General features: G+C 65.0%; 25 protein-coding genes. 16 read left to right on the forward strand and 9 right to left on the reverse strand.

The window, feature by feature from the left end:
• Positions 1-45 precede the first annotated feature (45 nt).
• Genes BUB76_RS01490 through BUB76_RS01505 form a run of 4 tightly spaced genes read right to left on the reverse strand, consistent with a single transcriptional unit; the run spans position 46 to position 4,253 of the window.
• Positions 46-1,254, reverse strand: a complete 1,209-nt coding sequence (locus BUB76_RS01490) for a beta-ketoacyl-[acyl-carrier-protein] synthase family protein (RefSeq protein ID WP_073125926.1) — start codon at positions 1,252-1,254, stop codon at positions 46-48.
• On the reverse strand, positions 1,251-1,517 hold the full coding sequence (locus BUB76_RS01495; protein ID WP_073125927.1) for an acyl carrier protein: 267 nt from the start codon (positions 1,515-1,517) through the stop codon (positions 1,251-1,253). The genes BUB76_RS01490 and BUB76_RS01495 overlap by 4 nt, the downstream gene beginning before the upstream one ends.
• Positions 1,518-1,546: 29 nt before the next feature.
• Positions 1,547-2,638 (reverse strand): UDP-3-O-(3-hydroxymyristoyl)glucosamine N-acyltransferase, encoded by a 1,092-nt coding sequence (locus BUB76_RS01500; protein ID WP_073125928.1) that lies wholly within the window; start codon positions 2,636-2,638, stop codon positions 1,547-1,549.
• 28 nt (positions 2,639-2,666) lie between these two features.
• Positions 2,667-4,253 (reverse strand): L,D-transpeptidase family protein, encoded by a 1,587-nt coding sequence (locus BUB76_RS01505; RefSeq protein ID WP_236737828.1) that lies wholly within the window; start codon positions 4,251-4,253, stop codon positions 2,667-2,669.
• 364 nt (positions 4,254-4,617) lie between these two features.
• On the opposite strand from BUB76_RS01505, the gene mepK reads away from it, so the two are divergent.
• Positions 4,618-5,163: a peptidoglycan L,D-endopeptidase MepK gene (gene mepK / locus BUB76_RS01510; RefSeq protein ID WP_236736939.1), complete on the forward strand. Its 546-nt coding sequence runs from the start codon at positions 4,618-4,620 to the stop codon at positions 5,161-5,163.
• 290 nt (positions 5,164-5,453) lie between these two features.
• On the opposite strand, the gene lipA is transcribed toward mepK, so the two are convergent.
• The 3 genes from lipA to BUB76_RS01525 form a co-directional block, all read right to left on the reverse strand.
• A complete protein-coding gene (gene lipA / locus BUB76_RS01515) occupies positions 5,454-6,407 on the reverse strand; it encodes a lipoyl synthase (RefSeq protein WP_073125931.1) in 954 nt (317 codons plus the stop codon).
• A 121-nt stretch (positions 6,408-6,528) separates the two neighbouring features.
• Positions 6,529-7,623: a histidine kinase dimerization/phosphoacceptor domain -containing protein gene (locus BUB76_RS01520; protein WP_084140489.1), complete on the reverse strand. Its 1,095-nt coding sequence runs from the start codon at positions 7,621-7,623 to the stop codon at positions 6,529-6,531.
• Between the two features lie 120 nt (positions 7,624-7,743).
• Positions 7,744-8,577, reverse strand: a complete 834-nt coding sequence (locus BUB76_RS01525; protein WP_236737829.1) for a DUF6456 domain-containing protein — start codon at positions 8,575-8,577, stop codon at positions 7,744-7,746.
• A gap of 504 nt (positions 8,578-9,081) precedes the next feature.
• Between BUB76_RS01525 and BUB76_RS01530 the strand changes: the two genes are divergently transcribed.
• Positions 9,082-9,375: a DUF6477 family protein gene (locus tag BUB76_RS01530; protein WP_073125932.1), complete on the forward strand. Its 294-nt coding sequence runs from the start codon at positions 9,082-9,084 to the stop codon at positions 9,373-9,375.
• Here the strand turns inward: BUB76_RS01530 and BUB76_RS01535 are convergent.
• On the reverse strand, positions 9,368-10,915 hold the full coding sequence (locus BUB76_RS01535) for a trimethylamine methyltransferase family protein (RefSeq protein WP_073125933.1): 1,548 nt from the start codon (positions 10,913-10,915) through the stop codon (positions 9,368-9,370). The two genes, BUB76_RS01530 and BUB76_RS01535, sit on opposite strands and share 8 nt — an antisense overlap.
• A gap of 148 nt (positions 10,916-11,063) precedes the next feature.
• Between BUB76_RS01535 and guaA the strand changes: the two genes are divergently transcribed.
• The 10 genes from guaA (at position 11,064) to BUB76_RS17525 (ending at position 22,001) form a co-directional block, all read left to right on the forward strand.
• A complete protein-coding gene (guaA, locus tag BUB76_RS01540) occupies positions 11,064-12,650 on the forward strand; it encodes a glutamine-hydrolyzing GMP synthase (protein WP_073125934.1) in 1,587 nt (528 codons plus the stop codon).
• A 150-nt stretch (positions 12,651-12,800) separates the two neighbouring features.
• On the forward strand, positions 12,801-13,706 hold the full coding sequence (locus BUB76_RS01545; protein ID WP_073125935.1) for a DMT family transporter: 906 nt from the start codon (positions 12,801-12,803) through the stop codon (positions 13,704-13,706).
• A gap of 115 nt (positions 13,707-13,821) precedes the next feature.
• Positions 13,822-14,997: an OmpP1/FadL family transporter gene (locus tag BUB76_RS01550; RefSeq protein ID WP_073125936.1), complete on the forward strand. Its 1,176-nt coding sequence runs from the start codon at positions 13,822-13,824 to the stop codon at positions 14,995-14,997.
• 106 nt (positions 14,998-15,103) lie between these two features.
• On the forward strand, positions 15,104-15,970 hold the full coding sequence (locus BUB76_RS01555) for an ATPase (protein ID WP_073125939.1): 867 nt from the start codon (positions 15,104-15,106) through the stop codon (positions 15,968-15,970).
• 59 nt (positions 15,971-16,029) lie between these two features.
• The gene (locus tag BUB76_RS01560) at positions 16,030-16,947 is read left to right on the forward strand and encodes a homoserine O-succinyltransferase (protein WP_073125941.1); all 918 of its coding nucleotides are present in this window, start codon (positions 16,030-16,032) and stop codon (positions 16,945-16,947) included.
• On the forward strand, positions 16,922-17,902 hold the full coding sequence (locus BUB76_RS01565) for an alpha/beta fold hydrolase (RefSeq protein ID WP_084140490.1): 981 nt from the start codon (positions 16,922-16,924) through the stop codon (positions 17,900-17,902). The genes BUB76_RS01560 and BUB76_RS01565 overlap by 26 nt, the downstream gene beginning before the upstream one ends.
• Positions 17,903-18,063: 161 nt before the next feature.
• Positions 18,064-18,945: a polyphosphate kinase 2 gene (gene ppk2, locus BUB76_RS01570; RefSeq protein WP_073125943.1), complete on the forward strand. Its 882-nt coding sequence runs from the start codon at positions 18,064-18,066 to the stop codon at positions 18,943-18,945.
• Positions 18,938-19,555, forward strand: a complete 618-nt coding sequence (locus BUB76_RS01575; protein ID WP_073125946.1) for a TetR/AcrR family transcriptional regulator — start codon at positions 18,938-18,940, stop codon at positions 19,553-19,555. The genes ppk2 and BUB76_RS01575 overlap by 8 nt, the downstream gene beginning before the upstream one ends.
• A gap of 282 nt (positions 19,556-19,837) precedes the next feature.
• On the forward strand, positions 19,838-21,127 hold the full coding sequence (locus BUB76_RS01580; protein WP_175550249.1) for a tyrosine-type recombinase/integrase: 1,290 nt from the start codon (positions 19,838-19,840) through the stop codon (positions 21,125-21,127).
• A gap of 268 nt (positions 21,128-21,395) precedes the next feature.
• Positions 21,396-22,001 carry a hypothetical protein gene (locus BUB76_RS17525; RefSeq protein ID WP_139250745.1) on the forward strand — a complete coding sequence of 202 codons (606 nt, stop codon included), beginning with the start codon at positions 21,396-21,398 and terminating at the stop codon, positions 21,999-22,001.
• 91 nt (positions 22,002-22,092) lie between these two features.
• Here the strand turns inward: BUB76_RS17525 and BUB76_RS17835 are convergent, their stop codons facing one another.
• On the reverse strand, positions 22,093-22,263 hold the full coding sequence (locus BUB76_RS17835) for a hypothetical protein (RefSeq protein ID WP_175550250.1): 171 nt from the start codon (positions 22,261-22,263) through the stop codon (positions 22,093-22,095).
• A 195-nt stretch (positions 22,264-22,458) separates the two neighbouring features.
• On the opposite strand from BUB76_RS17835, the gene BUB76_RS01590 reads away from it, so the two are divergent.
• The 4 genes from BUB76_RS01590 (at position 22,459) to BUB76_RS01605 (ending at position 25,270) form a co-directional block, all read left to right on the forward strand.
• On the forward strand, positions 22,459-22,992 hold the full coding sequence (locus BUB76_RS01590) for a hypothetical protein (RefSeq protein ID WP_073125952.1): 534 nt from the start codon (positions 22,459-22,461) through the stop codon (positions 22,990-22,992).
• A 4-nt stretch (positions 22,993-22,996) separates the two neighbouring features.
• A complete protein-coding gene (locus tag BUB76_RS01595) occupies positions 22,997-23,188 on the forward strand; it encodes a hypothetical protein (RefSeq protein ID WP_073125954.1) in 192 nt (63 codons plus the stop codon).
• A gap of 316 nt (positions 23,189-23,504) precedes the next feature.
• Complete coding sequence (locus tag BUB76_RS01600; RefSeq protein WP_073125956.1) at positions 23,505-24,236, forward strand: abortive infection family protein; 732 nt, start codon at positions 23,505-23,507, stop codon at positions 24,234-24,236.
• A gap of 440 nt (positions 24,237-24,676) precedes the next feature.
• Positions 24,677-25,270: a recombinase family protein gene (locus BUB76_RS01605; protein WP_073125958.1), complete on the forward strand. Its 594-nt coding sequence runs from the start codon at positions 24,677-24,679 to the stop codon at positions 25,268-25,270.
• The last annotated feature ends 2 nt before the right edge of the window (positions 25,271-25,272 follow it).

The raw sequence follows: 25,272 nt of genomic DNA on the forward strand, positions 1-25,272 counted from the left end.
GGGTCGAACCCACTCCTGCGAAAGACGATACGCGAACCGGCGGCGTCAGGCCCGCTTGAGCGCCAGGACCGCGTTCAGCCCGCCGAAGGCGAAAGCATTGGACAGCGCCACGTCCACCCGTGCCTCACGCGCCTCGTTCGGCACCACGTCCAGCGCGCATTCCGGGTCCGGTTCTTCGTAGCCGATCGTGGGCGCCACCACCCCGTCGCGCAGCGCCATGAGACACGCCAGCAGCTCGACCGCGCCGGTGCCACCGATCAGGTGCCCGTGCATCGACTTGGTGGACGAGATCATCAGGTCATTGGCGTGGTGCCCGAACACGTCGGCCACCGCGGCGCATTCGGTCTTGTCGTTGGCCGCCGTCCCGGTGCCGTGGGCGTTGATGTAGCCCACGCTTTCCAGCGGAATGCCAGCGTCGGAGACGGCGCCCGCGATGGCGCGCGAGGCGCCCTGTTTCGACGGCATGACGATGTCAGACGCGTCCGAGGACATGGCGAAGCCGGCGACCTCGGCCAGGATCTCGGCGCCGCGGGCGCGCGCGTGCTCGTATTCCTCGAAGACGAACATGCCGGCGCCTTCGCCCTGAACCATGCCGTTGCGCGTGGCCGAGAACGGGCGGCAGGCGTCCTTGGACATGACGCGCAAGCCTTCCCACGCCTTCACCCCGCCGAAGCACAGCATCGCCTCGGTCCCGCCGGTGACCATCACGTCGGTCATGCCCGCCCGGATCATCTGGAAGGCCTGGCCCATAGCGTGATTGCTGGACGCGCAGGCGGTGGCGACGGTGAAGCTTGGCCCCTTCAGGTTGTGCTGCATGGACACGTGGCTGGTGGCCGCGTTGTTCATGAGCTTGGGCACCACGAAAGGATGCACCCGGTTCTTCCCGTCCTCGTAGACGGCGCGGTAGTTTTCATCCTGGGTGTTCAGCCCGCCGCCCGAGGTGCCCATGACCACGCCCGCGCGGGCCGCGAGCGGCCCTTCGAAGGTCAGCCCCGATTGCGCGATGGCCTCGTCCGCCGCGAGCAGCGCGAACTGCGTGAAACGGTCGTAAAGGGCGATCTGCTGGCGGTTGAAATGGGCCGCTTCGTCGTAGTCGCGCACCTGCGCGCCGATCTGCACGGTCAGGCGGTCCACGTCGCGAATATCCAGCCGGCCGATGCCGCAGCGCCCTTCGCGCATGGCCTCCAGGGTCTCTGCCACCGACGCGCCAAGCGCGTTGATGGTCCCGGCACCCGTTATGACGACCCGCCTCACCCCTTCTGCGCCGCCACGAGACCTTCGACCGCGCCGATGATTGCGGCAACGGACGAGATATCGAAATCGCCCGCCTGCGGGTCGTTGGCGTTGAACGGCACCGAGATGTCGAAGGCCTCCTCGATGGCGAAGATCGACTCCACCAGGCCCAGGCTGTCGATGCCCAGGTCTTCCAGCGTCTGGTCCATGGCGATATCCCCGGGTTCGAGCACGGCCTGCTCGGCCAGGATCTCGATCACCTTGGTTTTCACGTCGTCGGCCATGCGATCGCCCCTTTGGTCACGGGGCTGATTTAGTCACTGTCGGGCGGATTTGAAACCGGTTTCTGACCGGGCTTCAGCCGGTCCAGCAGGCGTGGCAGGCGGCGCAGCGCCTTGTACATCTCCACGTGGGCGTCCATCTTCACCGCCGGCGTCCCGGCCATGACGCGGCCCGCGGGCACGTTCGACAACACGCCCGTGCCGCCGGTGATGATGCAGTCGTCGCCGACCTTCAGATTATCGCCGACGCCCGACTGCCCGCCGAAGACGCAGCGATCGCCGATCACGGTAGAGCCGGCGATGCCGGTCTGCGCCGCGCAGAGGCAGTCGCGCCCCATGACCACGTTGTGAGCGATATGCACGAGGTTATCCAGCTTGCAGCCGTCCCCCAGCCGCGTGTCCCGGATGGTGCCACGGTCGATGGTTGTGTTGGCCCCCAGTTCCACGTCGTCGCCGATGGTCACGCCGCCGAGCGAGTGGATGCGCGTCCAGCTTTGCCCCTTGATCTCGCCCTGATCGCCGAGCGACTGGCGCGCACGTTCGACGCCCGACTGCTCGGGGGTCACGAAAGACAGACCGTCCGCCCCGACCACCGCACCCGGCTGGGCGATGAAACGGTCGCCGATGCTGACGCCGTGTTGGATGCGGACGCCGGGATGAAGGATCGCGTCCGCCCCGATCCGGCTGTCCACACCGATGCTCACGTGGGATGCGATCCGCGCGCGCGCACCGATCCGCGCGCCGCGTCCGATGACCACGAAGGGCCCGATGGCGGGGTCGCTGCCGATCTCGGCCTCGGGATCGATGATCGCGGTGGGATGGATGCCCGGCGCGATCTCGGGGCCAGGATCCACCAGCGCGCTCAGGTGTGCCATGGCGACGCGCGGGCGCTGAACGTAGAGCGCGCCGTCAAGCCCCAGTGCCCGCCAGTCGGCCCCTTCCCACAGGATCGCCGCCCGGGCGCGGCCCTTGGACAGACCTTCGGCGTATTTCGGCGCCGTGGCCAGCGCCAAGTCTTCCGGGCCCGCGTCGGCGGGTTCGGCCGCGCCGGTGATCGGGACATCGCCATCGCCTTCGAGACGCGCGTCGAGCCCGCTCGCGATTGCGGCCAGTGTCAGCTGCATGGGATCCTCCGGTGTGTCGGGCCGGACCCTAGCTTTGCGCCCCCGGAAGGACCACCCCGGCGCGCATCAAGGCGGCCAGCACGCGACCGTTGCGACCGTAGACGTCGCGGCGGTATTCCATGCCGCCCTCGGGCTTGGCGATGGCCGTGCGGTAGATGATGTGCACCGGCAGAGGGTTCTCGAGGTTCACGCGGCTTTCACGGCCCGAGCGCAGGTGACGTTGAAATTCGCCCTCGGGATCGTCGGTCTGCATGGACAGCAGGGCATAGCCGAATTCGAACGGGTCGTTCAGCCGGATGCAGCCGTGCGAGAAGGCCCGCACGTCGCGCGAAAACAGGTTTTTTGCAGGGGTATCATGCAGATAGATGTTGTACTTGTTGGGGAACATGAACTTCACAAGGCCCAGGGCGTTCCGGTCGCTCGGCGGCTGGCGCATGGAGAACGGGAAGCTGCGCGCGGTGTACTGGCTGAAGCCCCGCCCGCGGTTGACCTTGCGGCCGCGGCTGTCGGTGATTTCCATGTAGCTGAGCGCATAGGGGTTGCGCCGCAGCTGGGGCAGATATTCGTTCACCACGATCGAGCGGGGAACGTACCAGCTGGGATTGATGACCATGTGGTCCATCTCGTCCGAGAACTCGGGCGTGCGGCGACCGTCCTGGTCCTTGCCGATGACCGACTTGGTCTGGAAGAAGATCTCGCCATCGACCATGATCTTGGCGCGGAAATCGGTGAGGTTCACCGACACGTGCCGGTCGCCAAGGTCCCGGTTCATCCACCGCTCGCGTTCCATCGAAACAAGAATGTGGCCCAGCCGGTCCACGGGGCTGCGGTTCATCTCGGTCAGCGTGTCGCCGCCCACGATGCCATCCTGGACCAGGCCGTGATCGGCCTGGAACTGCTCGACCGCGCGGGTCATCGAGGCGTCGAACAGGCGCGTGTCGCTGCGGTCGAGATAGCCGAAGGCGATCAGCCGGTCGCGCAGCGCGATGACCGCATCGCCGGTGTCGCCCGGCGACAGCTTGCCCACGGTCAGTGGGCCGCCCCAGCCGCCATCGGCGATCAGGCGTTCCAGCTTGACCTTCTCGCGCACCAGCCGCGTGTATTCGGCCGAGGCCGGCGCCAGGTTGTTGAGGAAGGTGTTTGGCCGCGCGCGTTCGAACGCGCGCAGCAGTTCCAGCCGGTCGCGGGTCGGAACCTCGCGCTTGATGTTGTTGTCGACCTGCGCGGGCGTCAGGATGCCGGTTTCCAGATCGGTGGCAAAGCGCAGGAACAGGCGGCTGAGCTCGACCTCGACCCGGCCGCGGTCACGCTCGCTGCGGGCGCTGGTCATGAGGTCGCGCAGGGTGTCGGCGTCGTAGCGTCCGCGCGGCAGGCCGTGCAGGTCGGCCTTTCCCACGATGGACAGCAGTGCCTCGCGCCGGGCCCGGTCATCGGCGTCGTCGCCGACCCAGATGGGCTGGTAGCCGCCGTCGCGGTAGAAGGCGGCGAGGTCGTCATCCTCGGCGGCGGCCACGGCCACGGCTTGTTTGAAGGCGGTCACCTGCGCCACGGCGGCAGGCGCGAGGGCGGCCACACCGGCGTAGATCGCGAAACCGGCCACCAGGCCGCGGGTCATCAAGGCAGCACGCATAGGCGATATCCCATCGTCAAAATTTCTGTCTCCAATCAAACACCTGATCGACGGCGTTTGGTTCCACAAGATCTTGGTTTGGCGGCCATGTCATTTCACATCTTCGAAAGTGATGTCCGCGCAACATTTTGATACGTTTTTTTCACCTTACGGTAACGCAGCGGAGTTAAGCAAGAATCTGCCGAATTATGGAACCAAATGGCGTTTGGCTTTTCGGGGCCTTTCTGAACGGTCCGCTTTGTGCCATGACTCGTCTTGCAGAGGCAAAGACCAAGCTCCGACCAACGGGGCTGGCAGGGCAACTTAAAAACGGGACGTTACCTTCATGGACACTTCACGGACGACTGGCATGACCAGGCGCGGCTTGCTGGGTGCATTCGCAGCAACGGCTCTGGCAGCGGCACCCACCTATTCGAACGCTTTCGGATTGTTGCGTGGTGCGGGCGACATTCGCAGGCTGAAGATCTACAACGGCCGGACCGGTGAGAGCCTCGACACGATCTACTGGATCGAGGGAAGCTACATCAAGGACGCGCTGGCCGAGGTGAACCACGTCATGCGCGACTGGCGGAACAACCAGGTCAAGTCGATCGACACCCGCACGCTCGACATCATGGCCGCCGCGCACAACCTGATGGATACGACCGAATCGTACCTGCTGATCTCGGGCTATCGTTCGCCCCAGACCAACGCGATGCTGCGCAGCCGCTCGTCGGGCGTGGCGAAGAACTCGCGCCACCTGAAGGGCGAAGCCGCCGACCTGCGGATGAATTCGCGCTCGGTCGCGCAGATGTACCGCGCCGCGTCGGCCTGCGCCGCCGGGGGCGTCGGGCGCTATACCTCGTCGAATTTCGTGCACATGGATTGCGGTCCGGTGCGCAGCTGGGGCAGCTGAACCGACCTGTCCCGCCAACAGATTGGGGCCCGGCATTGCGCCGGGCCCTTTTTCGTTGGCGTCCTTGGTCTGACAGGCCGTGGAAGAGGTGTCTCTGACCGGGCGCGTTTGACCGGCCCGCAGTGTCACATCCGGCCAAGGAGGCGTGACACCGGCAACCCGGCGGCCTTCCCCCTTCACGACATGACCGTAAAGACGCGAAAGCGGCGAAGGCCTTGCCTGTCGCCGCTCTCGATCTGTCATGAAGCCGGGAAATCTCGGACGCAGCCCGGCAAGGCCGGTCAGCGTTCTCAGCCGTTGCCCAGTTTCGCCTGGCGCGCCGCCGACAGCCGGGCGAAATCATCGCCCGCGTGATAGCTCGACCGCGTGAGCGGCGTGGCCGACACCATCAGGAACCCCTTGCCCCAGGCCGCCTTCTCGTAGCCGGCGAATTCCTCGGGCGTGACGTAGCGGGCGACCGCGTGGTGCCTGGACGTGGGCTGGAGGTACTGGCCGATGGTGATGAAATCGACATCCGCCGCGCGCATGTCGTCCATGACCTGCATCACGGCCTGCCGATCTTCGCCAAGACCCACCATGATCCCCGACTTGGTGAACATGGTCGGGTCCATCTCCTTCACCCGTTGCAGCAGGCGCAGCGAGTGGAAATACCGCGCACCGGGCCGCACTTCGGGGTAGAGCCCCGGGACGGTTTCGAGGTTGTGGTTGAACACGTCGGGCCGCGCCTTGACCACGGTTTCCAGGGCCTCGGGACCGCAGCGCAGGAAGTCGGGCGTCAGCACCTCGATCGTGGTGCCCGGAGACTGCCGACGGGTCGCGCGGATGGTCTGGGCGATGTGCTCGGCCCCCCCGTCATCCACGTCGTCCCGGTCCACGCTGGTGATGACCACGTGGTTAAGGCCCAGCTTCTTCACCGCGTCCGCCACCCGGCCCGGTTCGAACACGTCCAGCGCGTCGGGGCGACCGGTGGCCACGTTGCAGAAGGTGCAGCCGCGGGTGCAGATCTCGCCCATGATCATCATGGTGGCGTGACCCTGCGACCAGCATTCGCCCACGTTGGGACAGCCCGCCTCTTCGCAGACTGTCACGAGGTTATGCTCGCGCATGATGGCCTTGGTGTCGGAATAGCCTTTGCCGGACGGCGCCTTGACCCGGATCCAGTCCGGCTTCTTCAGGCGCGGGGTCTCGGGCTTGCGGGCCTTCTCGGGGTGGCGCTGATCGGGAATCTTGAGGTCGCGTGGCATGGATAAGTCCTTCCTTGCCAAGGTAACTAGGGTATTCGCGCGCCCATGTCCAAGGCGTCGACGGTGCGACATGACCGCCTTGCCGCACCTGCATGGCCCGCGCGGGCGCGGGCGCGCCGGATCAGGGCCGCAGGATGACCCGGATGCCGTGGCCGGGGCCTTCCATGTCGGTCTTCACCGCGTTCAGCTGGTCGATGGCCGAGTCGATGATCGCGAGGCCGAGCCGGTCCGACGGCAGCACCTCACCCAGGCCCGGGCCGTCGTCGCGGCAGATCAGCTCGATCTCGTTGCCCGGCCGGTTCTTCAGGCTGACGGTGACGGTGCCCGCCTCCTCGTTGAACGCGTGCTTGACCGAGTTGGTGACGAACTCGTTCACGATGACGGCCACCGCCCCCGCCTTGCGCGAGTCGAGCGTGATCTCGTCCACGTCGACGCTCAGGGTGATGCGGTCCGGCAGCCCGTCGCGCATGAGGTCGAAGATCGAGCTCATGAAGGGCTGCATCAGCGCCTCGCGGTCGCTGCCCGAGCGATACATCTGCTGGTTCAGCGCGGCGACCGTGTTGATCCTCCGGCTGACATTCTCCAACGCCTCGCGCGCCTCGTCCGATGTGACGGCGCGGGCCTGGATCCGGGTCATGGCCGCCACGGATTGAAGCGAGTTCTTGACCCGGTGATCGACCTCGCGGCGCATCATCTCGGACCGGCGCAGCGCGCGGCGCAGGTTCAGCTGGGCCATCACCTGCCGCGCCAGCATCTCGAGTAGCTCGGTCTGGAAGCCGGTCAGCGACGAGGGCGCATGCCCCAGCACCGCGAGCGCGCCCAGGCGCTGGCCGGTATCGGTGACCAGCGGCGCGCCCGCGTAGAACTGGATGCCCTGGTCCCCGAGGCACAGCGGGTTTTCGCGGGTGCGGGGGTCGGTGCGCGTGTCCTCGATGACGGACACGCTGTCCAGGTGGATGATGTGGCGGCAGATCGATTGCTCGATCGGGGTCTCGGCAAGCTCGAGCCCGTGGCGCGCCAGGAACCACTGACGCTCGGATTCGACCACCGAGACGATGGCGATGGGCTGGCCGGTCAGGGTCGCGGCCATGCGGGCGATGTCGTCGAAGGGCTTGCGGTCATCGACGCCGTCGATCGCGAAACTGCGCAGCGCGGCCAGGCGATGGCGGTTCGCGACCGTTTCAGGATCGACGGCGATGTCGTTCATGTCCAGCATTCACCCTTTAAACCTAACCGCTTGGCACCAGGTCGCTTGCCAACCCGAATATGCCATTGCGCTTAGCCCCTTGCGCAAGGGGTGACAAGATGATGGGCGGAATGCTGCGCGAAGTGGCTGTCAGCCGATCATCGGGGCCAGTCTTCCCTGGGTTTCGACGTAGTGACGCTTGAGCCGTTCCAACCCGATGCGCAGCACGATCTTGCCGGACCGCGCGGCCCAGCCCATGCGCCGCTCGATGGGCTCCATGCCCTCCAGCAGGCAGCAGGCGCGCAGGACGACATCGCCAAGACCCGGGCCAAGGTCCTGCATCACGGCGTGCAGGCGGGCGCGTGCGGCTTTTGGTCCCGGCCCCCGCAGATCATCGGCTGACAGGGTCGGCGCCGACGGCTCGGCCATGAAGGCATCGAACGTGTCGCGATCCGTGTCGGCCTCCAGGCCCGCCAGTTCGAAATCCTCGCGCAGACGCTCGCCCACGCGCACCAGGTCGGGCGTCAGGAAGACCCGGCCGTTCTTGTCGCGGCGGCGGGACAGCATCATCAGCGGGCTTTCCGGCGCGCCGTAGCGGGCGCCGGTGCCGCGCGTGTCCTCGCCATCCCGTTCCGCGTCGTCGGCGCGCAGGCCCGCCTCGACCTGGTCCAGCATGTCCTTCAGCGCCACGCGGCCCGCCGGACGGATGCGATACCGCGTGATCCGGCCGGTGTCCTCGGCCGCGATCCAGCCCGCGAGCGCCAGCGCCTCGGCCACGGGGGTGTCGACCACCGCGGTGCGGATGGTCTGCCCGTCGTCGGTCTCGCGCACGACCACGGCCTTCTCCATGCCTTCGGCAACGGCCAGGCAGGCGCCGGGTTCGGCCATTCGGCGCAGCACCCGCCGGGCGGCGTTGTAGATCTCGGGCGGTTGGACCGGGGCGGTCGGCTTGGGCGAGGTCGTGATCGTCTTGTCGTGCTTCATGGTAACGTCTCTTGCCGGCTTGCCGGGGTGGCTGCCCCGGGAACGCTGGACGGACAGTCGCCGCAGCGCGTGGTCGATAAGGGGATCGTCACGCAATTCCTCGCACCGCCGCACCTGCCGCAGGACCGTCGAGGCATGGCAGTCGGCGTCGCGCGCCAAGGCCCTGATCGATTTGCCGTCGACAACGTGCTGCAAGTAAACGCGCGCCGCAGTCGGAACCCAGCCCCCGAAGGAACCGTGCGCCTCTTTCGTCATGTCTTTCCCCTGGTTCAGCACAACCATCCCGCCCGGCATAGACCCGTGATTTTCAAAGGTTATGTCGGCGCCACTCCGCAACCGTTAGTTGAAACGATTAGCAGAGTGTTAACGGGCTGGTCGATTGCCTCAATTTCACCTTGGTTTGTTAACCTTGGGTTAGGCTTCCGCGCGGGTGTTGTGGTGCGGGCGCAACAGCCCCGGGGGCTGGCGATACTAGTCGGTATCCAGAAATCCCGGAGATCCGCCATGACCGACCAGACCCACCTGCCCCAGATTCGCCGTCCCCGCCTGTTGCTGAGCGCCGCGCGGTTCGGGCTGCAAGGATACAACCGCGCCGCCGCCCTGCCCCGCATCCTGGGACTGGCCGCGCCGCTGGACGACATGAACTATCTGCCCGAGCTCGTGCAGCTCGAGGCCGAGCTGGAGGCCGCGCGGACGGATCGCGCGGCCGATTACAGCGCCGGCCGGCACGTCGAGGTGTTGATCGCGTTGCTGGCCGAGCCGGCGGCGACCGCCCCGGCCGCCGCATCGCTCAGCTGAAGGCGTCGGCCATCTCGGACTTGCGGCGCGCGACGAAGGCTTCCAGCCGCGCGGCGATCTCGGGATCCAGCGCCGGCTGCTGGTAGTCGGCCAGCCGCTTGGCCACCAGCGCCGTCGCGAAGGCACGGGTGTCGCGCTCGCCCTCGTCGGCCCAGGTCTCGTAGGGCTTGTGGTCGAAGATCTCGGTCCGCCAGAACGCGGTCTTGAAGTTCGCCTGGGTGTGCGCGCAGCCGAGGAAGTGCCCGGCCGGGCCCACCTCGCGCAGGGCATCCATGGCCTGGCCGTTCTCGCTGATGTCGACGCCCTGGGCGATGCCGTGCAGCACGCCCAGCTGGTCGGCGTCGATGACGAATTTCTCGAAGCTGGTGACCAGCCCGCCCTCGAGCCAGCCGCAGGCATGCAGCATGAAATTCACCCCCGCCATCAGCCCCGCGTTCAGCGAGTTCGCGGATTCGTACCCCGCCTGCGCGTCCGGCAGCTTGCTGTCGTTGAACGACCCGGCGCTGCGATAGGGCAGACCGAGCCGCCGCATGAGCTGACCCGCGCCATAGGTGATGAGCGAGGCCTCGGGTGTCCCGAAGGTGGGGGCGCCCGAGTTCATGTCGATCGAGGTGACGAAGCAGCCGCCGATCATGGGCGCGCCGGGCCGGATCAGCTGCGAATAGGCGACGCCCACCATGACCTCGGCCAGCACCTGCGTCAGCGTGCCCGCGACGGTCACGGGCGCCATGGCCCCGCCGACGATGAAGGGCGACAGGATGCAGGCCTGCCCGGCGGCGGCATAGACCTCGAGCGCGCCCATCATGGTGGCGTCGAAGGTCAGGGGCGAGTTCACGTTGATCAGCGATGTCAGCACGCAGTTGTCGCGCACGAAGTCCTCGCCGAACAGGATGCGGCACATCTCGACCGAATCCTCGGCGCGGCCCGGCTCGGTCACCGATCCCATGAACGGCTTGTCGGACAGCGTCATGTGCGCCAGCAGCATGTCCAGGTGGCGCTTGTTCACCGGAATATCCGTGGGTTCGCACACCGTGCCGCCGGAATGGTGCAGCCACTTGGACATGTAGCCCAGCTTCACCAGCTTGCGGAAATCGTCGATGGTGGCATAGCGGCGGCCGCTGTCCCCGTCGCGCACGAAGGGGGGGCCGTAGACCGGCGCCAGGACCAGGTTGCGCCCGCCGATCTCGACGCTTCGCTCGGGGTTGCGGGCGTGCTGGATGAACGTCTCGGGCGCGGTTTCACACAGCTTGCGCACCATGCCTTTCGGAAAGCGCACACGCTCGCCCTCGACCATCGCGCCGGCCGCGCGCCAGCGATCCAGCGCGGCGGGGTTCTCGACGAAATTGACGCCGATCTCTTCCAGCAGCGTCTCGGCGTTGGCCTCGATGATGTCCAGCGCCTCGGGCGTCAGAACCTCGTAATTGGGCACGTTGCGGGTGATGAACTTCGCGGTCTCGAAGCTGATCGCGCTGCGCTCGGCCCGGCGGGCGGCGCCGCCCCCTGCCCCGCGGCTGCGTCTGCGGGTGGCTGTATCGCTCATGGGGCTGACTCCTTTTCGGCGTTCTGCGCCCTGATTAGTGCACGCCGTGCCTCCGTCATCGCCGGTTTGCGTCCTTTCGCGTTTGGAAACGACATCGCGCGGGGCGGCGCGCTTGCGCGGGGTGCCGGGCTGGATTACGAGCCGTCACATGAGTGACACGCCCATCGCCCCCGCCCACCAGGCCGACCACCAGAAGCTGCTGATCGTCGATTTCGGCAGCCAGGTGACGCAGCTGATCGCCCGCCGCCTGCGCGAGCTGAACGTCTATTGCGAGATCCACCCATTCCAGGCGGTCACCGACGCGTTCCTGGATGAATTCGCGCCGCTGGCCGTGATCCTCTCGGGCGGCCCGGCATCGGTCCGCGACGAGGGCGCGCCGCGCCCGCCCGCCAAGGTGTTCGAGCTGGGCGTGCCGGTCCTGGGCATCTGTTACGGCCAGCAGGTCATGATGCAGATGCTGGGCGGCCACGTGGAGCGCGGCCACGGCACCGCCGAGTTCGGCCGCGCCTACGTCACCAAGGCGGACGAGCAGACCAAGCTGCTGGACGGCTGGTTCACCGAGGGACGCGAGCAGGTCTGGATGAGCCACGGCGACCACGTGGCCCGGCTTGCCCCCGGGTTCGAGGTCTGCGGCACCTCGCCCGGCGCCCCCTTCGCCGTGACCGCCGATACCGATCGCAACTTCTACGCGGTGCAGTTCCACCCCGAGGTGCATCACACCCCGAACGGCAAGAGGCTCTACCAGAACTTCGTGCGGATCGCGGGCTTCACCGGCGACTGGACCATGGAAGCCTATCGCGACCAGGCCATCGCCGCGATCCGCGAACAGGTGGGCGACGCCCACGTGATCTGCGGGCTGTCGGGCGGCGTGGATTCTTCCGTCGCCGCCGTGCTGATCCACGAGGCCATCGGCGACCAGCTGACCTGCGTCTTCGTGGACCACGGCCTGTTGCGTAAAGGCGAGGCCGAGGAAGTGGTCACCATGTTCCGCGACCATTACAACATGGCGCTGATCCACGCGGACGAACGCGACCTGTTCCTGGGCCAGCTCGACGGCGTGTCGGACCCCGAGCAGAAGCGCAAGACCATCGGCAAGCTGTTCATCGACGTTTTCCAGAAGCACGCCGACACGATCCCCAACGCCAAGTTCCTGGCGCAGGGCACGCTGTACCCGGACGTGATCGAAAGCGTCAGCTTCGCCGGCGGGCCGTCGGTCACGATCAAGAGCCACCACAACGTGGGCGGCCTGCCCGAGAAGATGGGGCTCAAGCTGGTCGAACCGCTGCGCGAGCTGTTCAAGGACGAGGTGCGCGCGCTGGGCGCCGAGCTGGGCCTGCCCAAGCACTTCATCGGCCGCCACCCGTTCCCCGGCCCCGGCCTTGCCATCCGCTGCCCCGGCGAGATCACGCGCGAGAAACTCGAGATCCTGCGCGAGGCCGACGCCGTCTATATCGATCAGATCCGCAAGCACGGCCTCTACGACGAGATCTGGCAGGCCTTCGTGGCGATCCTGCCGGTGCGGACCGTGGGCGTGATGGGCGACGGGCGCACCTACGATTTCGCCTGCGCCCTGCGCGCCGTGACCTCGGTCGACGGGATGACGGCGGACTACTACCCGTTCAGCCACGATTTCCTGGGCGAGACCGCCACGCGCATCATCAACGAGGTGCCGGGCATCAACCGGGTGACCTACGACATCACCTCGAAACCGCCGGGCACCATCGAGTGGGAATAGTCGCCGCGCGGACCGGGGCCGCCTGAGCCAAGACAGCGTGCGGGTCTCTCGTCCACAGCCTTGGTCTGCGTGGCTGTCGTCAGTCTGCCTTGTATTTGTGCGCGCGATAGGTGCATCTGCCGCCATGAGCGTCCCATTCCAGGTGCAGCCATGACCCTGTCCGCGACCGACACGCCGGCGCCGCAAACGATGCGGGCGGCCTTGTGGATGACGGGCGCCATCGTGTCCTTCACCTCGATGGCGGTGGCGGGACGCGCGGTGTCCATCGAGCTCGATACCTTCGAGCTGATGATGTACCGCTCGTTCATCGGCATCGTGCTGGTGGTGGCGGTGGCGCGCCTGGCCGGCACGCTGAACCAGGTGCGCGCCCGCCGGATGGGCCTGCACGTGGTGCGCAACGTCTTTCACTTCTCGGGCCAGAACCTGTGGTTCTACGCGATCACGGTGATCCCGCTGGCGCAGGTCTTCGCGCTGGAGTTCACGTCGCCGATCTGGGTCGCGCTGGCCGCGCCGCTGCTGCTGGGCGAGCGGCTCACCCGGATGCGGATGCTGGCGGCGCTGATCGGGTTCGTCGGCGTGCTGGTGGTGGCACGGCCCAATGTCGACGGGATCGGGGTGGGCCAGATCGCGGCGGCGGGCGCGGCGATCGGGTTCGCGGGCTCGGCGGTCTTCACCAAGGTGCTGACCCGGACCGAGACCATCACCTGCATCCTGTTCTGGCTGACGGTGATCCAGGCCGTCTTCGGCCTGGTCTGCGCGGGCTGGGACGGGGACCTGGCCCTGCCCTCGCCCGCCACCGCGCCCTGGCTGGTGCTGATCGGCTGCGCCGGCCTTGCGGCGCATTTCTGCCTGACCAGCGCGCTGTCCATCGCGCCGGCGACCCTGGTGATTCCCTTCGACTTCCTGCGGCTGCCGGTGATCGCCACCATCGGGATGATGTTCTACGGCGAGCCGTTCGACGGCTACGTCCTGCTGGGCGCCGCGCTGATCTTCGGCGCCAATTACGTGAATATCTGGGTCGAGAACCGCGCGCGCCGCACCGCAGCTGTTGCATAGTTGCAAATCTTCAAGGGTCCGCGATTTCTGACGTGGGGTCATAGTATCGCCGCGCAGGCGGAGGCGACATAAAACCGGACAACCGCACGTATATCGCGTCTGGGAGGAGACCCTTATGAAGAAGCTGTTCGGCACTGTCGCCGTGCTCGCACTCGCGCCCGCCATGGCCGGCGCGCTGGGACTGGACCGCTCTGGCCAGCCCGTGACCCTTTTGTTCGAAGATGGCAACTACGCCGAGCTGAGCTTCGGCCGGGTGTTCCCGTCGGTGGACGGCAACGATGTCGCCGCCTTCGGCGGCAGCGCGACCGGCGAGGTTGCCAACAACTTCTCCCAGGTCGGCCTGGGCGTGAAATACGACCTGAACGACCAGCTGTCCTTCTCGCTGAACTTCGACCAGCCCTATGGCTCGAACGTGAACTATCCGACCAGCTCGGTCGCCCTCGGCGGCACGCGGGCGGTTGTCGACAGCCGGTCGATCCAGGCGCTGGCCCGCTACAAGCTGAACAACGGCTTCAGCGTGCACGGCGGTCTGCGCTACCAGGAAATCCAGGCAGACGTGACCCTGGGCGGCGCGGCCTACGGTCCCCTGAACGGCTACCGGGCCCAGTTCGATTCGGACGGTGACCTGGGATACGTCCTTGGTGCCGCCTACGAACGCCCCGAGATCGCGCTGCGCGTCGCCCTGACCTATTTCAGCGGCACGTCGCACGACCTGCCCACGTCGGAAACGCTGAACGGCGTCGGCGTCGGCGCTCTGCCGGCCGCGGCGCTGGGCCTGCCGATCAACCCCTTCTCGACCACCTCGGTCACCAAGGTCGACACGCCCGAGGCGCTGAACCTCGATTTCCAGACCGGCATCATGGAAGACACCCTGCTCTTCGGCTCGGTCCGGTATGCCTGGTACGAGGACACGATCGTTTCGCCGACCTTCTTCGACACCATCCAGGACGGTGTGGTCGATGGCGACTCGCTGACCGACATCGACGACGGCTACGCGCTGAACATCGGCGTCGGACGCCGCTTCACCGACAAGCTGAGCGGTTCGATCGCCTTCGGCTACGAGCGTTCGGGCGACGACCTGGTGTCGCCGCTCGCGCCGACCAACGGCGTGAAGTCCATCGCGCTGGGCCTCAGCTACGACGTGACCGAGCAGTTCAACCTGTCGGGCGGCGTGCGTTACGCCAAGCTGGGCGATGCCATGCCCGAAACCGGCACGCCCGACACGGCGCGCGCCAACTTCACCGATAACGATGTCTTCGCCGTCGGTTTCTCGGTCGGCTACAGCTTCTGATCCGATCCCTGTCGGACCAACGGAAAGGCCCCGCGGCGCGCGCCCGGGGCCTTTTTCGTGCGCGGCGGGCCTAGGCAGCCCGGCCCCCACCGGATATGAGGCCGCCATGATCTACGAGACCGGACAGGAATGGCGCGATGCGCCGCAAAAACGGGTGCTGTTCTTCGGCATGTCGGGGCTGGGCAAGACCTACCTGTCGACCATGCTGCGCGACGCGGGCGGGTGGTTCCACTACTCGGTCGATTACCGCATCGGCACCCGTTACATGGGCGAATACATCGCCGACAATTTCAAGCGCGAGGCGATGAAGGTCCCGCTGCTGCGCGAGCTGCTGCTCAGCGACTCGATCTACGTGGCGTCGAACATCACCTTCGACAACCTCGCGCCACTGTCGACCTATCTCGGCAAGCCGGGCAACCCGGACCTGGGCGGCCTGCCCTTCACCGAGTACTCGGCCCGGCAGGCCCAGCACCGCGAGGCCGAGATCCTGGCCATGGCCGACACCGTGCGCTTCATCCAGCGCGCGCAGGACATCTACGGCTACGGCAATTTCGTCTGCGACACCTCGGGGTCGATCTGCGAGGTGGTGGATCCCGACGACCCCGAGGATCCGACGCTGAAACTGCTCGAGGACAACCTGCTGCTGGTCTGGCTGAAGGGCAGCGAAGATCACACGGCCGAATTGGTCCGCCGTTTCGACCGGGCGCCCAAGCCCATGTATTACCAGCCCGAATTCCTGGCGCAGGCCTGGAGCGATTACCGCGCGCTCAGCGGCGATCCGCCCGACCGCGTGAACCCGGACGATTTCGTGCGCTGGACCTATGCCCGCGCGCTCGCCCATCGCCAGCCGCGCTATGCCGCCATGGCCGAGCGCGGGATCACCATCGACGCGGACGACGTGGCCCGGCTGCGCGACCCGGCCGCCTTCGATGACCTGGTCGCCCGTCACATCGACGCACGCGCCACGGCTTGAGGATGGCGCACCGCCACCCTAGCTAATGCGTCCCGACCTTCGCCGCGCGAAAGAGCCCCATGCCGATCCGACTGCCTTCAGACCTGCCCGCCTATAACGTCCTTCGATCCGAGGGCGTCGCGGTCATGGGCGAGGCCGAGGCGGCGCGCCAGGACATCCGGCCCCTGAAGATCGGGCTGCTGAACCTGATGCCCAAGAAGATCCAGACGGAGAACCAGTTCGCCCGCCTGATCGGCGCGGGGCCCATCCAGATCGACCTGCGGCTGATCCGGATGACCGAGCACCAGACCCGCAACACCGCCGCCAACCACATGGAGACCTTCTACCGCCCCTTCCAGGATGTACGCGACGAGAAGTTCGATGGCGTCATCATCACGGGCGCCCCGATCGAGCACCTGGATTTCGGCGATGTCACCTACTGGGACGAGCTGCGCCAGGTCTTCGACTGGACCCAGACCAACGTGCACGCCACCTTCGGCGTCTGCTGGGGCGGCATGGCGATGATCAACCATTTCCACGGCGTGCCGAAGCATCTGCTGGGCGCCAAGCTGTTCGGGTGTTTCCGCCACCGCAACCTCGACACCACCACGCCGCTTTTGCGCGGGTTCTCGGACGATTGCGTGATCCCGGTCAGCCGCTGGACCGAGATGCGGCAGGAGGATATCGACCGCGCGCCCGGGCTGCGGACGCTGCTGACCAGCGATGTGGCCGGGCCCGCCCTGGTCGAGGATCCCGGCCACCGCGCGACCTATATCTTCAACCACTTCGAATACGACGACGACACGCTGAAGCAGGAATACGATCGCGACGTCGCCGCCGGCACGCCGATCAACATTCCCGACAACTACTATCCCGACGACGATCCGACGAAGACGCCGCTGAACCGCTGGCGGTCCCATGCCCATCTTCTATATGGCAATTGGATCAACGAAATTTACCAAAGCGTTCCCTATGACCCTTCCGAAATTGGTCGGTAAGCTCGCCGTCGCGGGCCTGCTGCTGGCGGGCTGCACGGCGCTGGTGGACCGGCGCATCGACAGCCGCGTCGACCGGGCCGAGGCGGCATTCCCGCCGCTGGGCGATTTCGTCGAGGTCGATGGCCGCCGCGTCCACTACCGCCAGATGGGACAGGGCCCGGACCTCGTGTTGATCCACGGCGCCTCCGGCAACCTGCGCGATTTCACCTTCGCCTTCGCGGACCGCATGGCCGACCGGTTCCGCGTCACCGTCTTCGACCGCCCGGGCCTGGGCTACACCCAGGTCGACCCGGCGCTCGTCGGCCCCTGGGGCGACCGGGGCGAAACGCCGCAAAGCCAGGCCGCGCTTCTGGCCGGTGCGGCGCGGGCGATCGGCGTCGAAAGGCCGGTGGTGGCGGGCCACTCCTACGGCGGCGCGGTGACCATGGCCTGGGCGCTGAACCATGCACCGGCCGCGGCGGTGGTGATTTCGGGCGCGACGCAGCCCTGGCCCGGCGGGCTGGGGCCGCTTTACACCGTGAACGGATCGAAACTGGGCGGGAGCACGGTGGTCCCGCTGATCTCGGCCTTCGCGACGGACGGGCTCGTGCGCGACGCGGTGGCGTCGATCTTCGCGCCCCAGGACCCGCCCGAGGGCTACCTGGACTACGTGGGCGCGCCGCTCACCCTGCGGCCCGCGTCGTTCCGCGCCAATGCGCGACAGGTGAACACCCTCCGGCCTCAGGTGGTCGAGATGCAGCCGCGCTATGGCCAGCTGGACCTGCCGCTGGAGATCGTGCACGGCACCGCCGATGACGTTGTGCCCATCGACATCCACTCCGAAGGGCTGGTCGAGCAGGTGCCGGGCGCGCGGCTCACCCGGCTCGAGGGCGTGGGCCACATGCCCCACCACGTGGCGGCCGAGGCGGTGGCCGATGCCATCGACCGCGCCGCCCGCCGGGCCGGGGTGCTGTGAAAGTCCCGGCCCCGAAGGTAAGACACCTTTAGAAACATGGCATGGCCCCGGCGCAACGATCTTGCGGATGGCGGCACGGCGGCGAGACCCGCCGTTTGCCAATCCCGCCCGCCGCGCCTAGGGTCGGTCGGCTGACCCAGATGACACGCCGAGTGCCGCCCATGACCCTGCCCTTCGACGGTGCGATCAGCCGTTTTCACGAAACCGAGGCCCCAGAGCCCCTGCGCGGAGCCCTGCACGACCTGCGCAAGGGTGACGTGATCGACCCCGGCTATCCCTACGACCGCCGCATGGACAAGGACGACTACGAGGATCAGCTCGAGGCGCTCCAGCATCAGCTCGCCCGGCTCCAGGCCGACGTGAAGGAAGCCGGCAAACGCGTGGGCGTGGTGTTCGAAGGCCGGGACGCCGCCGGCAAGGGCGGGTCCATCAAGCGGTTCCGCGAGAACCTGAACCCCCGCGTGGCCCGGGTCGTCGCCCTGCCGAAACCCACCGAAACCGAGGCCGGCGAGTGGTATTTTCAGCGCTACGTCCGGCACCTGCCCACGGCGGGCGAGATCGTGCTCTTCGACCGGTCGTGGTACAACCGCGCCGTGGTCGAGAAGGTCTTCGGCTTCTGCTCCGACGAACAGCGGGCGCGGTTCTTCGACCAGGTGGGCCCGTTCGAGCGGATGCTGGTCGGCGACGGGATTACCCTGGTGAAGATCTGGCTGAACGTGGGCCGGGCCGAGCAGTTGCGCCGCTTCCTCGCCCGCGAAGGCGATCCGCTGAAGCAATGGAAGCTCAGCTGGATCGACGTCGAGGGGCTGAAGCGCTGGGATGCCTACACGTCCGCCATCGGCGAGACCTTCGCCCGCACCCACAGCGACCACGCCCCCTGGACCGTGATCCGCGCCGATGACAAGCGCCGCGCCCGCCTTGCCGCGATCCGGTCGGTGCTGTCGCGGGTGGACTTCGCGGGCAAGGACCCGTCGGTCTCGTCGTCGCCGGACCCGTCGATCTGTGGCGGCCCCGGGATCTGGCCCCATGGCGACAATGGCTAAGCGCGGATACCACCACGGCAATCTCGCCCAGGCCCTGGTGGACGCGGCGCTCGACCTGATCCGCGACAAGGGGCCGACCGGCTTCACCCTGTCCGAGGCGGCGAAGAACGCGGGCGTCACCCCCGCCGCCGTCTATCGCCATTTCGAAGGCCGCGACGAGCTGATCGCCGAATGCGCGCGACAGGGCTACGAGATCTTCGGAGACCTGATGGAGCACGCCTACGAATCCGGCCAACCCTCGGCGTTGTCGTCGTTCGAGGCCACGGGCCGCGCCTACCTGGCCTTCGCCCGGAAGTATCCCGGGCATTACGTCGCCATGTTCGAATCCGGCGTGGCGGTAGCCCGCAACCCGGATCTGCACCGCGCGGCCGCGCGCGCGCGCGGCGTGCTGGAACGCGCGGCCGAGGCCCTGTCGAAGCGTATCCCCGAGGGCAAGCGCCCGCCGCCGCAGATGTTCAGCGCGCATGTCTGGGCCATGTCCCACGGGGTGGTCGAGCTCTTCGCGCGCAACTCGCCCGGGACGCAGGTGCCCTTCCCGCCCGAGGATCTGCTGGAGTCGGGAATCGGCATCTACCTGCGCGGGCTCGGCCTGCTGGCCCCGGACGAGTGAGGGTACGGGACTGATTTCTCAGGGCAGAGCATGAGACAGGATCGGATGGTGCGGGCGGTGCGCACCTAACCTAAATTTTTTACCTATATATAACAGTTATTTATCGGGATATATCGGGGGCAGAGAAGCATAAAACGGGTATAAATCCGGGTACAAAATATCTGGATTACGTGTACGTTCTCGGCTACGGATCGGGGATCGCCCTTCACAAGCTTACCGACCGCGAAATACGCGCCGCCCTCTTGGCAGGGAAGCGTAAGTCCATCCATGACGGGGGGGGGATTGACCTTCAAGGTCACCAGCCCTGAAAGCGCTCAGTGGCTCTACAAGTACTCCCGCCACGGGCGCGAGACCTCGATAGGTCTGGGCGGCTATCCGTCCATTACCCTGAAGCGTGCTCGCGAACTCCACATGTTCTACAGGTCGCAGAAGGCTGAGGGTAAAGACCCTGTCGCGGTAAAGCGCGAACGGGAAGGACGGGAACGGCATGTTTGGCGGACGCTGGAAACTATCGCACAGGAGTATTTCGACACCGTGCGTCAGCACGAGTTGAAGGGCGGTGGCGTCGCGGGGCGCTGGTGGTCACCAGTGAAGCTGCACGTTCTACCCCGTCTGGGCAGAAAGACTCTCCGCGACCTGACCGTCGATGACATCGTTGCCAATTTCCAACATGAAGGACTCTGGCACAAAAAGCGGTCCACCGCCGAAAAGGCCTTCAGCCGGATGGCCCAGATCCTGCGCTACGGAAAATCGGAAATGGAGCCGTTTGACCTGACCAAACTGGAAGCGGCACGTGCCAAGCTGGGCAAGCCGAAACACGTGGCGGTCTCCCATAGAGCGCTGCCGTGGCAGGATGTGCCCGCTATGTTCAAGGAAATCCCCGACACGTCCATGGGCCGCGCCCTGCAGTTGATGCTTCTGACGGTAGCCCGGACAGCGATGGTGCGTTTCGCCAAGCCTGAAGAGTTCGACACCGAGGCGATGCTTTGGACGCTGGCTCCCGAACGAATGAAAACCGAACAACCCTTCCGGTTGCCCTTACCTCCTCAAGCATTGCCGTTGCTACAGGGACAACGGGACGACTCAGGATACCTGTTTACCAGCGACTACAAGCAGAAGAATCCGACGCTCTCGGAAAACGCATTTACCAACTATTTCAAGCGGAAGGGCATCCCGGCGACGGGGCATGGGTTTCGGTCCACCTTCACCGACTGGGCGCTGGAAAACGGCATCTGCGACATCCAAACCGCCGATATGTGCCTCGCGCACCAGACGAAGAGCAAGGTGCAGGCGGCCTACTTCCGGTCCGATATGCTTCAGGTTCGTCGTGAAGTCATGGGACTGTGGGCGGACTACATCACAGGCGAATCCGCCCACGACAGAGCTTTCCGGAAAATCAGGGAAGCGTCTGACACCGATCATGAGAAAGAAATGCGAGCAATTCTCCGAGACGCTGAACATGGCGGACCGATGACCCCCACCGAATTGGGGCGCTGGTACCGTGACAGCTTGGAAAAGGCAGACATTCTAGATGAACCTACTTTTTCGCCGGATGATCGCGACAAGGGGTGATTGAGCGCCCGGCCCCCTGACGGGCGCACCTCGCCTACTTCCTACACCAGAAAAGGCCCCGGGCGGGCTATACTGCTGCGGTACGCCGAACAATTCCACTAGACGAAACCGACAGCGAGATGGAATCCAACTCAATCAATGTACGGATGCGGCAGTTTGGCAATGCGTAGGTATAGACGTATCTGTTTGCCCATCGATAAATCATTACGGTGCGTATCGCCTGACCCGTGGTGTCGAGCGAAAAACGAAAAAATGGGAGATGGGTCGTATGCGACAGCTATTTAAAACTTCGCAGTTCATTCGCGGCGCGGCCTTTGCCATGGCTCTTCTCACTTTTCTTTCTAGCTACTTGCCGTTTTCAGTTCTTGATCTAACAGCATTAGTTAATCAAATTCTCATGCGCTGGAACGCTATCGCGGCACAGTTGGGAGCTGCTATCGCAACTTTAATTGGCTTTCCAAGCATCCCACCAGAGATAATCAACGCCGTCATCATCGGCGCATCGCTCGGACCAGTTTGGTCGTATACTATACTCAGATCGGAGTGGGGCACGCATCAGGGCTTTCTACAAATCGCCGCTTTTTCAACGCGAGTAGTATTCGGATGCTTAGATGGATTCTTATTCGCGTTGATTGCCATCTTGTTTGGGCCGGGCCTTTTATCCTATTTCGCCATAGGGATGTTAGTCATGTTGAGCATTGTCGTACTCACCAGAATGTCCGCTTTGAGAAAGGGGTTCTTTTTCGTTTTAGGCGCTCTGTCCGCAGTTGAGGTGATATACTTTTTCAGCGCCCCGGAGGTCCAGTCGGCCTTCGACGCCTTCGTATGCGGCGGCGAGTCCCATGCCCCACGCTGCCTGAGTACTTCACCATGAAGATTTCATTTATGTTCCGGTAGGCACACGCCGATCTGCGAATGGCCGCTTGATATCGACGTTTGGGGGCCATCATCAGCGCTTGTCCGCGTTAGCGGGCCTTCGTTCCCAGCTCTGCGCGCTTGGCAGCCTGTTCGGCTTCGACCTTCAAGACCCGCTCCATCGCGACGTCATCGACAGTGTTGATGAGCGCCGATGCTTCGTCGCGGATCTGGTCCAGCTCGGCGTCGGTCAGGGTCCTGAGCGGTGGGTGGTTCAGCATGATTCGGGCCTCCTACAGATTTTTGCGCCACCTGTAGTCGCCCCCTATATCACTGTAAACAAGCGATATATTTACCTTTCGGACAGAATTTCTGTCGGGGTCGTCGATCCAATTCGTGACCGTTCTAGGGTCGCGATATTGACTCTTGCGTAAAAGTCAAGTATGTTTTTTCGTATATCCCCGAAAGGTTTGACCATGCTTACGATCTACCAGTCGGACTATGCCGACTGCCTGTCCGTGCGCCGCGCAACCGCTTGCGAAAGGCTGAAATCATCCGTCTACGTCCCTGACAGTTGGCCCCGCCGGTATCCTTTGGCGGCGGTGCTGCCCACCGTTCCCGCCCCCGACCGGGCGGCAGGTTGGCCACGACTTCTGCGCGGGTGCAAGGCGTCCAGCGACCCCTTCGACGTGGGGCCGGACCCGATCACGGTTGCCACCACCCTGAACGCTGCGCTCGACCAAGGTCAGCGTGCCCGACTGTTCAGGGCGCGGAAGCTGTTCGACGCCGCCCTGTGCGACACGCTGGTCGGAAGCGACGAACTCGCGCCGTACCTCTCTCTTCTTCATCACCTTCTGCCGCTGCAGCGTGAGACGCTGATATTCCTGCTTCACCCCGACCCCGATGCCACCCCGCCCAAGTTCGAAGAGATCGCCAGCGGGTTCGCCCTGCGCCATGCGCGGTGGGACCCCCGATTCAACCTCAACAACATCAATCAGGAGGCCGCGTAGCCCCATGGATCACACAACTCTGAAGGGCCGCGACGCCGCCCGGTTCGAAGCCGTATCAACCAAGATCATCGCCGATGCCCGCCGCGAAGGGATCGCGATGACGGAAGAAATGGTGGCCCGCCTGCCAAGCGCCGTGGTCGCGACCCTGACCGACAGCGCCCTGTCCGAGGCATGCCCACCCGCGTCAGCGGGGTAGGCCTCTACTGGTTGTCGGTACCCCGGTTGTTGACCATCTCCGACCTGAAGATGAACGCCATCGTTGTCTCGAAGGCGCGAAACCAACTGCCGATCACGTCCTTCAGTGTCGGTACCCTTGTTTCGTCCATGCCTACCTCTTCTACCGTCTCGCACTCATCCCCCGTAAGCGGGCATCGCCTTGTGGAATGCAAGCCTTCGTCATATCTGACGCCTTCTGGTAGAGAAAAAACTTTGAGGCAACTGAATTGCGCTCCAAAACATACGAGCAGTTAATCCCACGTCGCCATCGGCAGGACTTTGAGAATGCGCTCGGCATGGAGAGCGGCTACGTCCTCGATTTCAGCGACCGGACCTTCAATGACTTCTTCTACGAGACTGTTGGGATCGACCCTGAGGTGAACAGCTCCCTTTTTTCTTCGCGAGGCTCTTCGAAGGCAAAGCGGCTCCGATCCTTTATCGAAAGAGCGCAACCGGCTTTGGTGGCGAAGACCTTACGCGAACTTTGGGAATACAGGGGATCTACCTACCACGGAAAGTCTGGTGACGTAGAAGAGCGCCTCCGCGAGAACTATTTCTCGATTGTTGCCCTGTTTGAGGGTAAGTCGGATGCAATCGACACGTCTGCGATTGAGACCTTTGAGCCAAGTGAAACCTTGGAGGAGTTGGTTGCTTCTATCAAAAGGGACCTCGAAGCGAAAAAGCCTCAAGCGGCCCTCGACCGTCTACACACCTACTGCATGAAGCGCTTCGCTTCGCTCGTCAGGAAACACGGGGGCGAGTGCGGCAAAGACGATCCATTGCATTCACGTGTAGGGAAATACGTAAAGCTCCTGCAAGAGCAAAGAAACCTTAACCAGATATCCGAACGGATCATGAAGAGTTCGATCAGCGTCTTCGAAGCGATGAACAGCATTCGAAACGATAAGTCATTTGCGCATGACAACCCTGACCTTGTTGAGATGGAGGAGGCTAGGTTCATCTTCGATAGTATCGCGGCGTTTCTTCGATACTCGAAGGCAATTGACGGGCGGCACTTCGAGGATTGAGATTGCCTTCCCAGCGGCAGGCGACCGTCGCCCATGCAACATTTTAGGTCCGATTCGGGCCTATTCGTCTGGCCCATGATCGCCATGGCGGGGATCGACACAGGCCCACCCCCGTCGCACCTCGACCGCCCCGAAGGTATTGCACCGCCCGCACCGGGACCGGCGCAAGAGGTCCTCACGGGTAAGGCGCACCGCCTCCTCCGACTGCACAGCTCCTACATGGCCGCAGCGACATTCGATCCAGATCACATACATCATCAACCCATCGAAGAGAACGTAACATGAACATCTAAGTCGACCCTGTCCAGCGGCGAGTCTCATTAGGGACGTCCCTAGCGGCATGCGAGATTCCCGTAGGAATCCGTCTCATAAGGCTTGTGGAATAATCCATGTGAGACTATCTCATTCCTCACGGAGTCATATGAGACAGGAGTCACGCCATGGAAAAATGGGGATACGTGAGGGTCAGCGTAGATCGCGCCACACAGGCCGCAGGATGGGCAGAACAGCACCGAGTCCTGAAAGAGCTGGGCTGCACCCGGATCTTCGAGGAAGAGGCCAGCACCCGTGGCGAGCGCCCTGTCTTCGATGCCATGATGCGCGAAGCGGCTCAGAACGCCAATGAAACAAAGCGCATTTGCATCTGCGCCGCAAAGATGGATCGGGCTTTCCGGGACTTGATAGCCGCTGACGCGGCCATCACCAAGGGCGACAATCCTCACGTCATTTGGCACCTGCCAGACCTCTCCCCCAACCCGCTGGACCCGTCCGACCCTGTCCAGATGCTCCTAGTTCGCATGATGGCTGCAGTGGGCCAGTTCGAGCGCGACCGGCTGGCGGAGCGCCGCGCCTATGGGATCGCCAAGGCCAAGGCGGAGGGCAAGTACAAGGGTCGCGCACCCACCGCACGCGCCAAGACAGACAAGGTCCTGAGCGCACGTTCACGCGGACTGACACCTGACGAGACCGCGAAGGTCGTCGGGATAAGCCGGGCCAGCGTGTACCGTATCCTTAAGGACCACCCCGCCGCCTGACA

The organism is Palleronia salina, from assembly GCF_900141995.1.
Classification (GTDB): domain Bacteria; phylum Pseudomonadota; class Alphaproteobacteria; order Rhodobacterales; family Rhodobacteraceae; genus Palleronia; species Palleronia salina.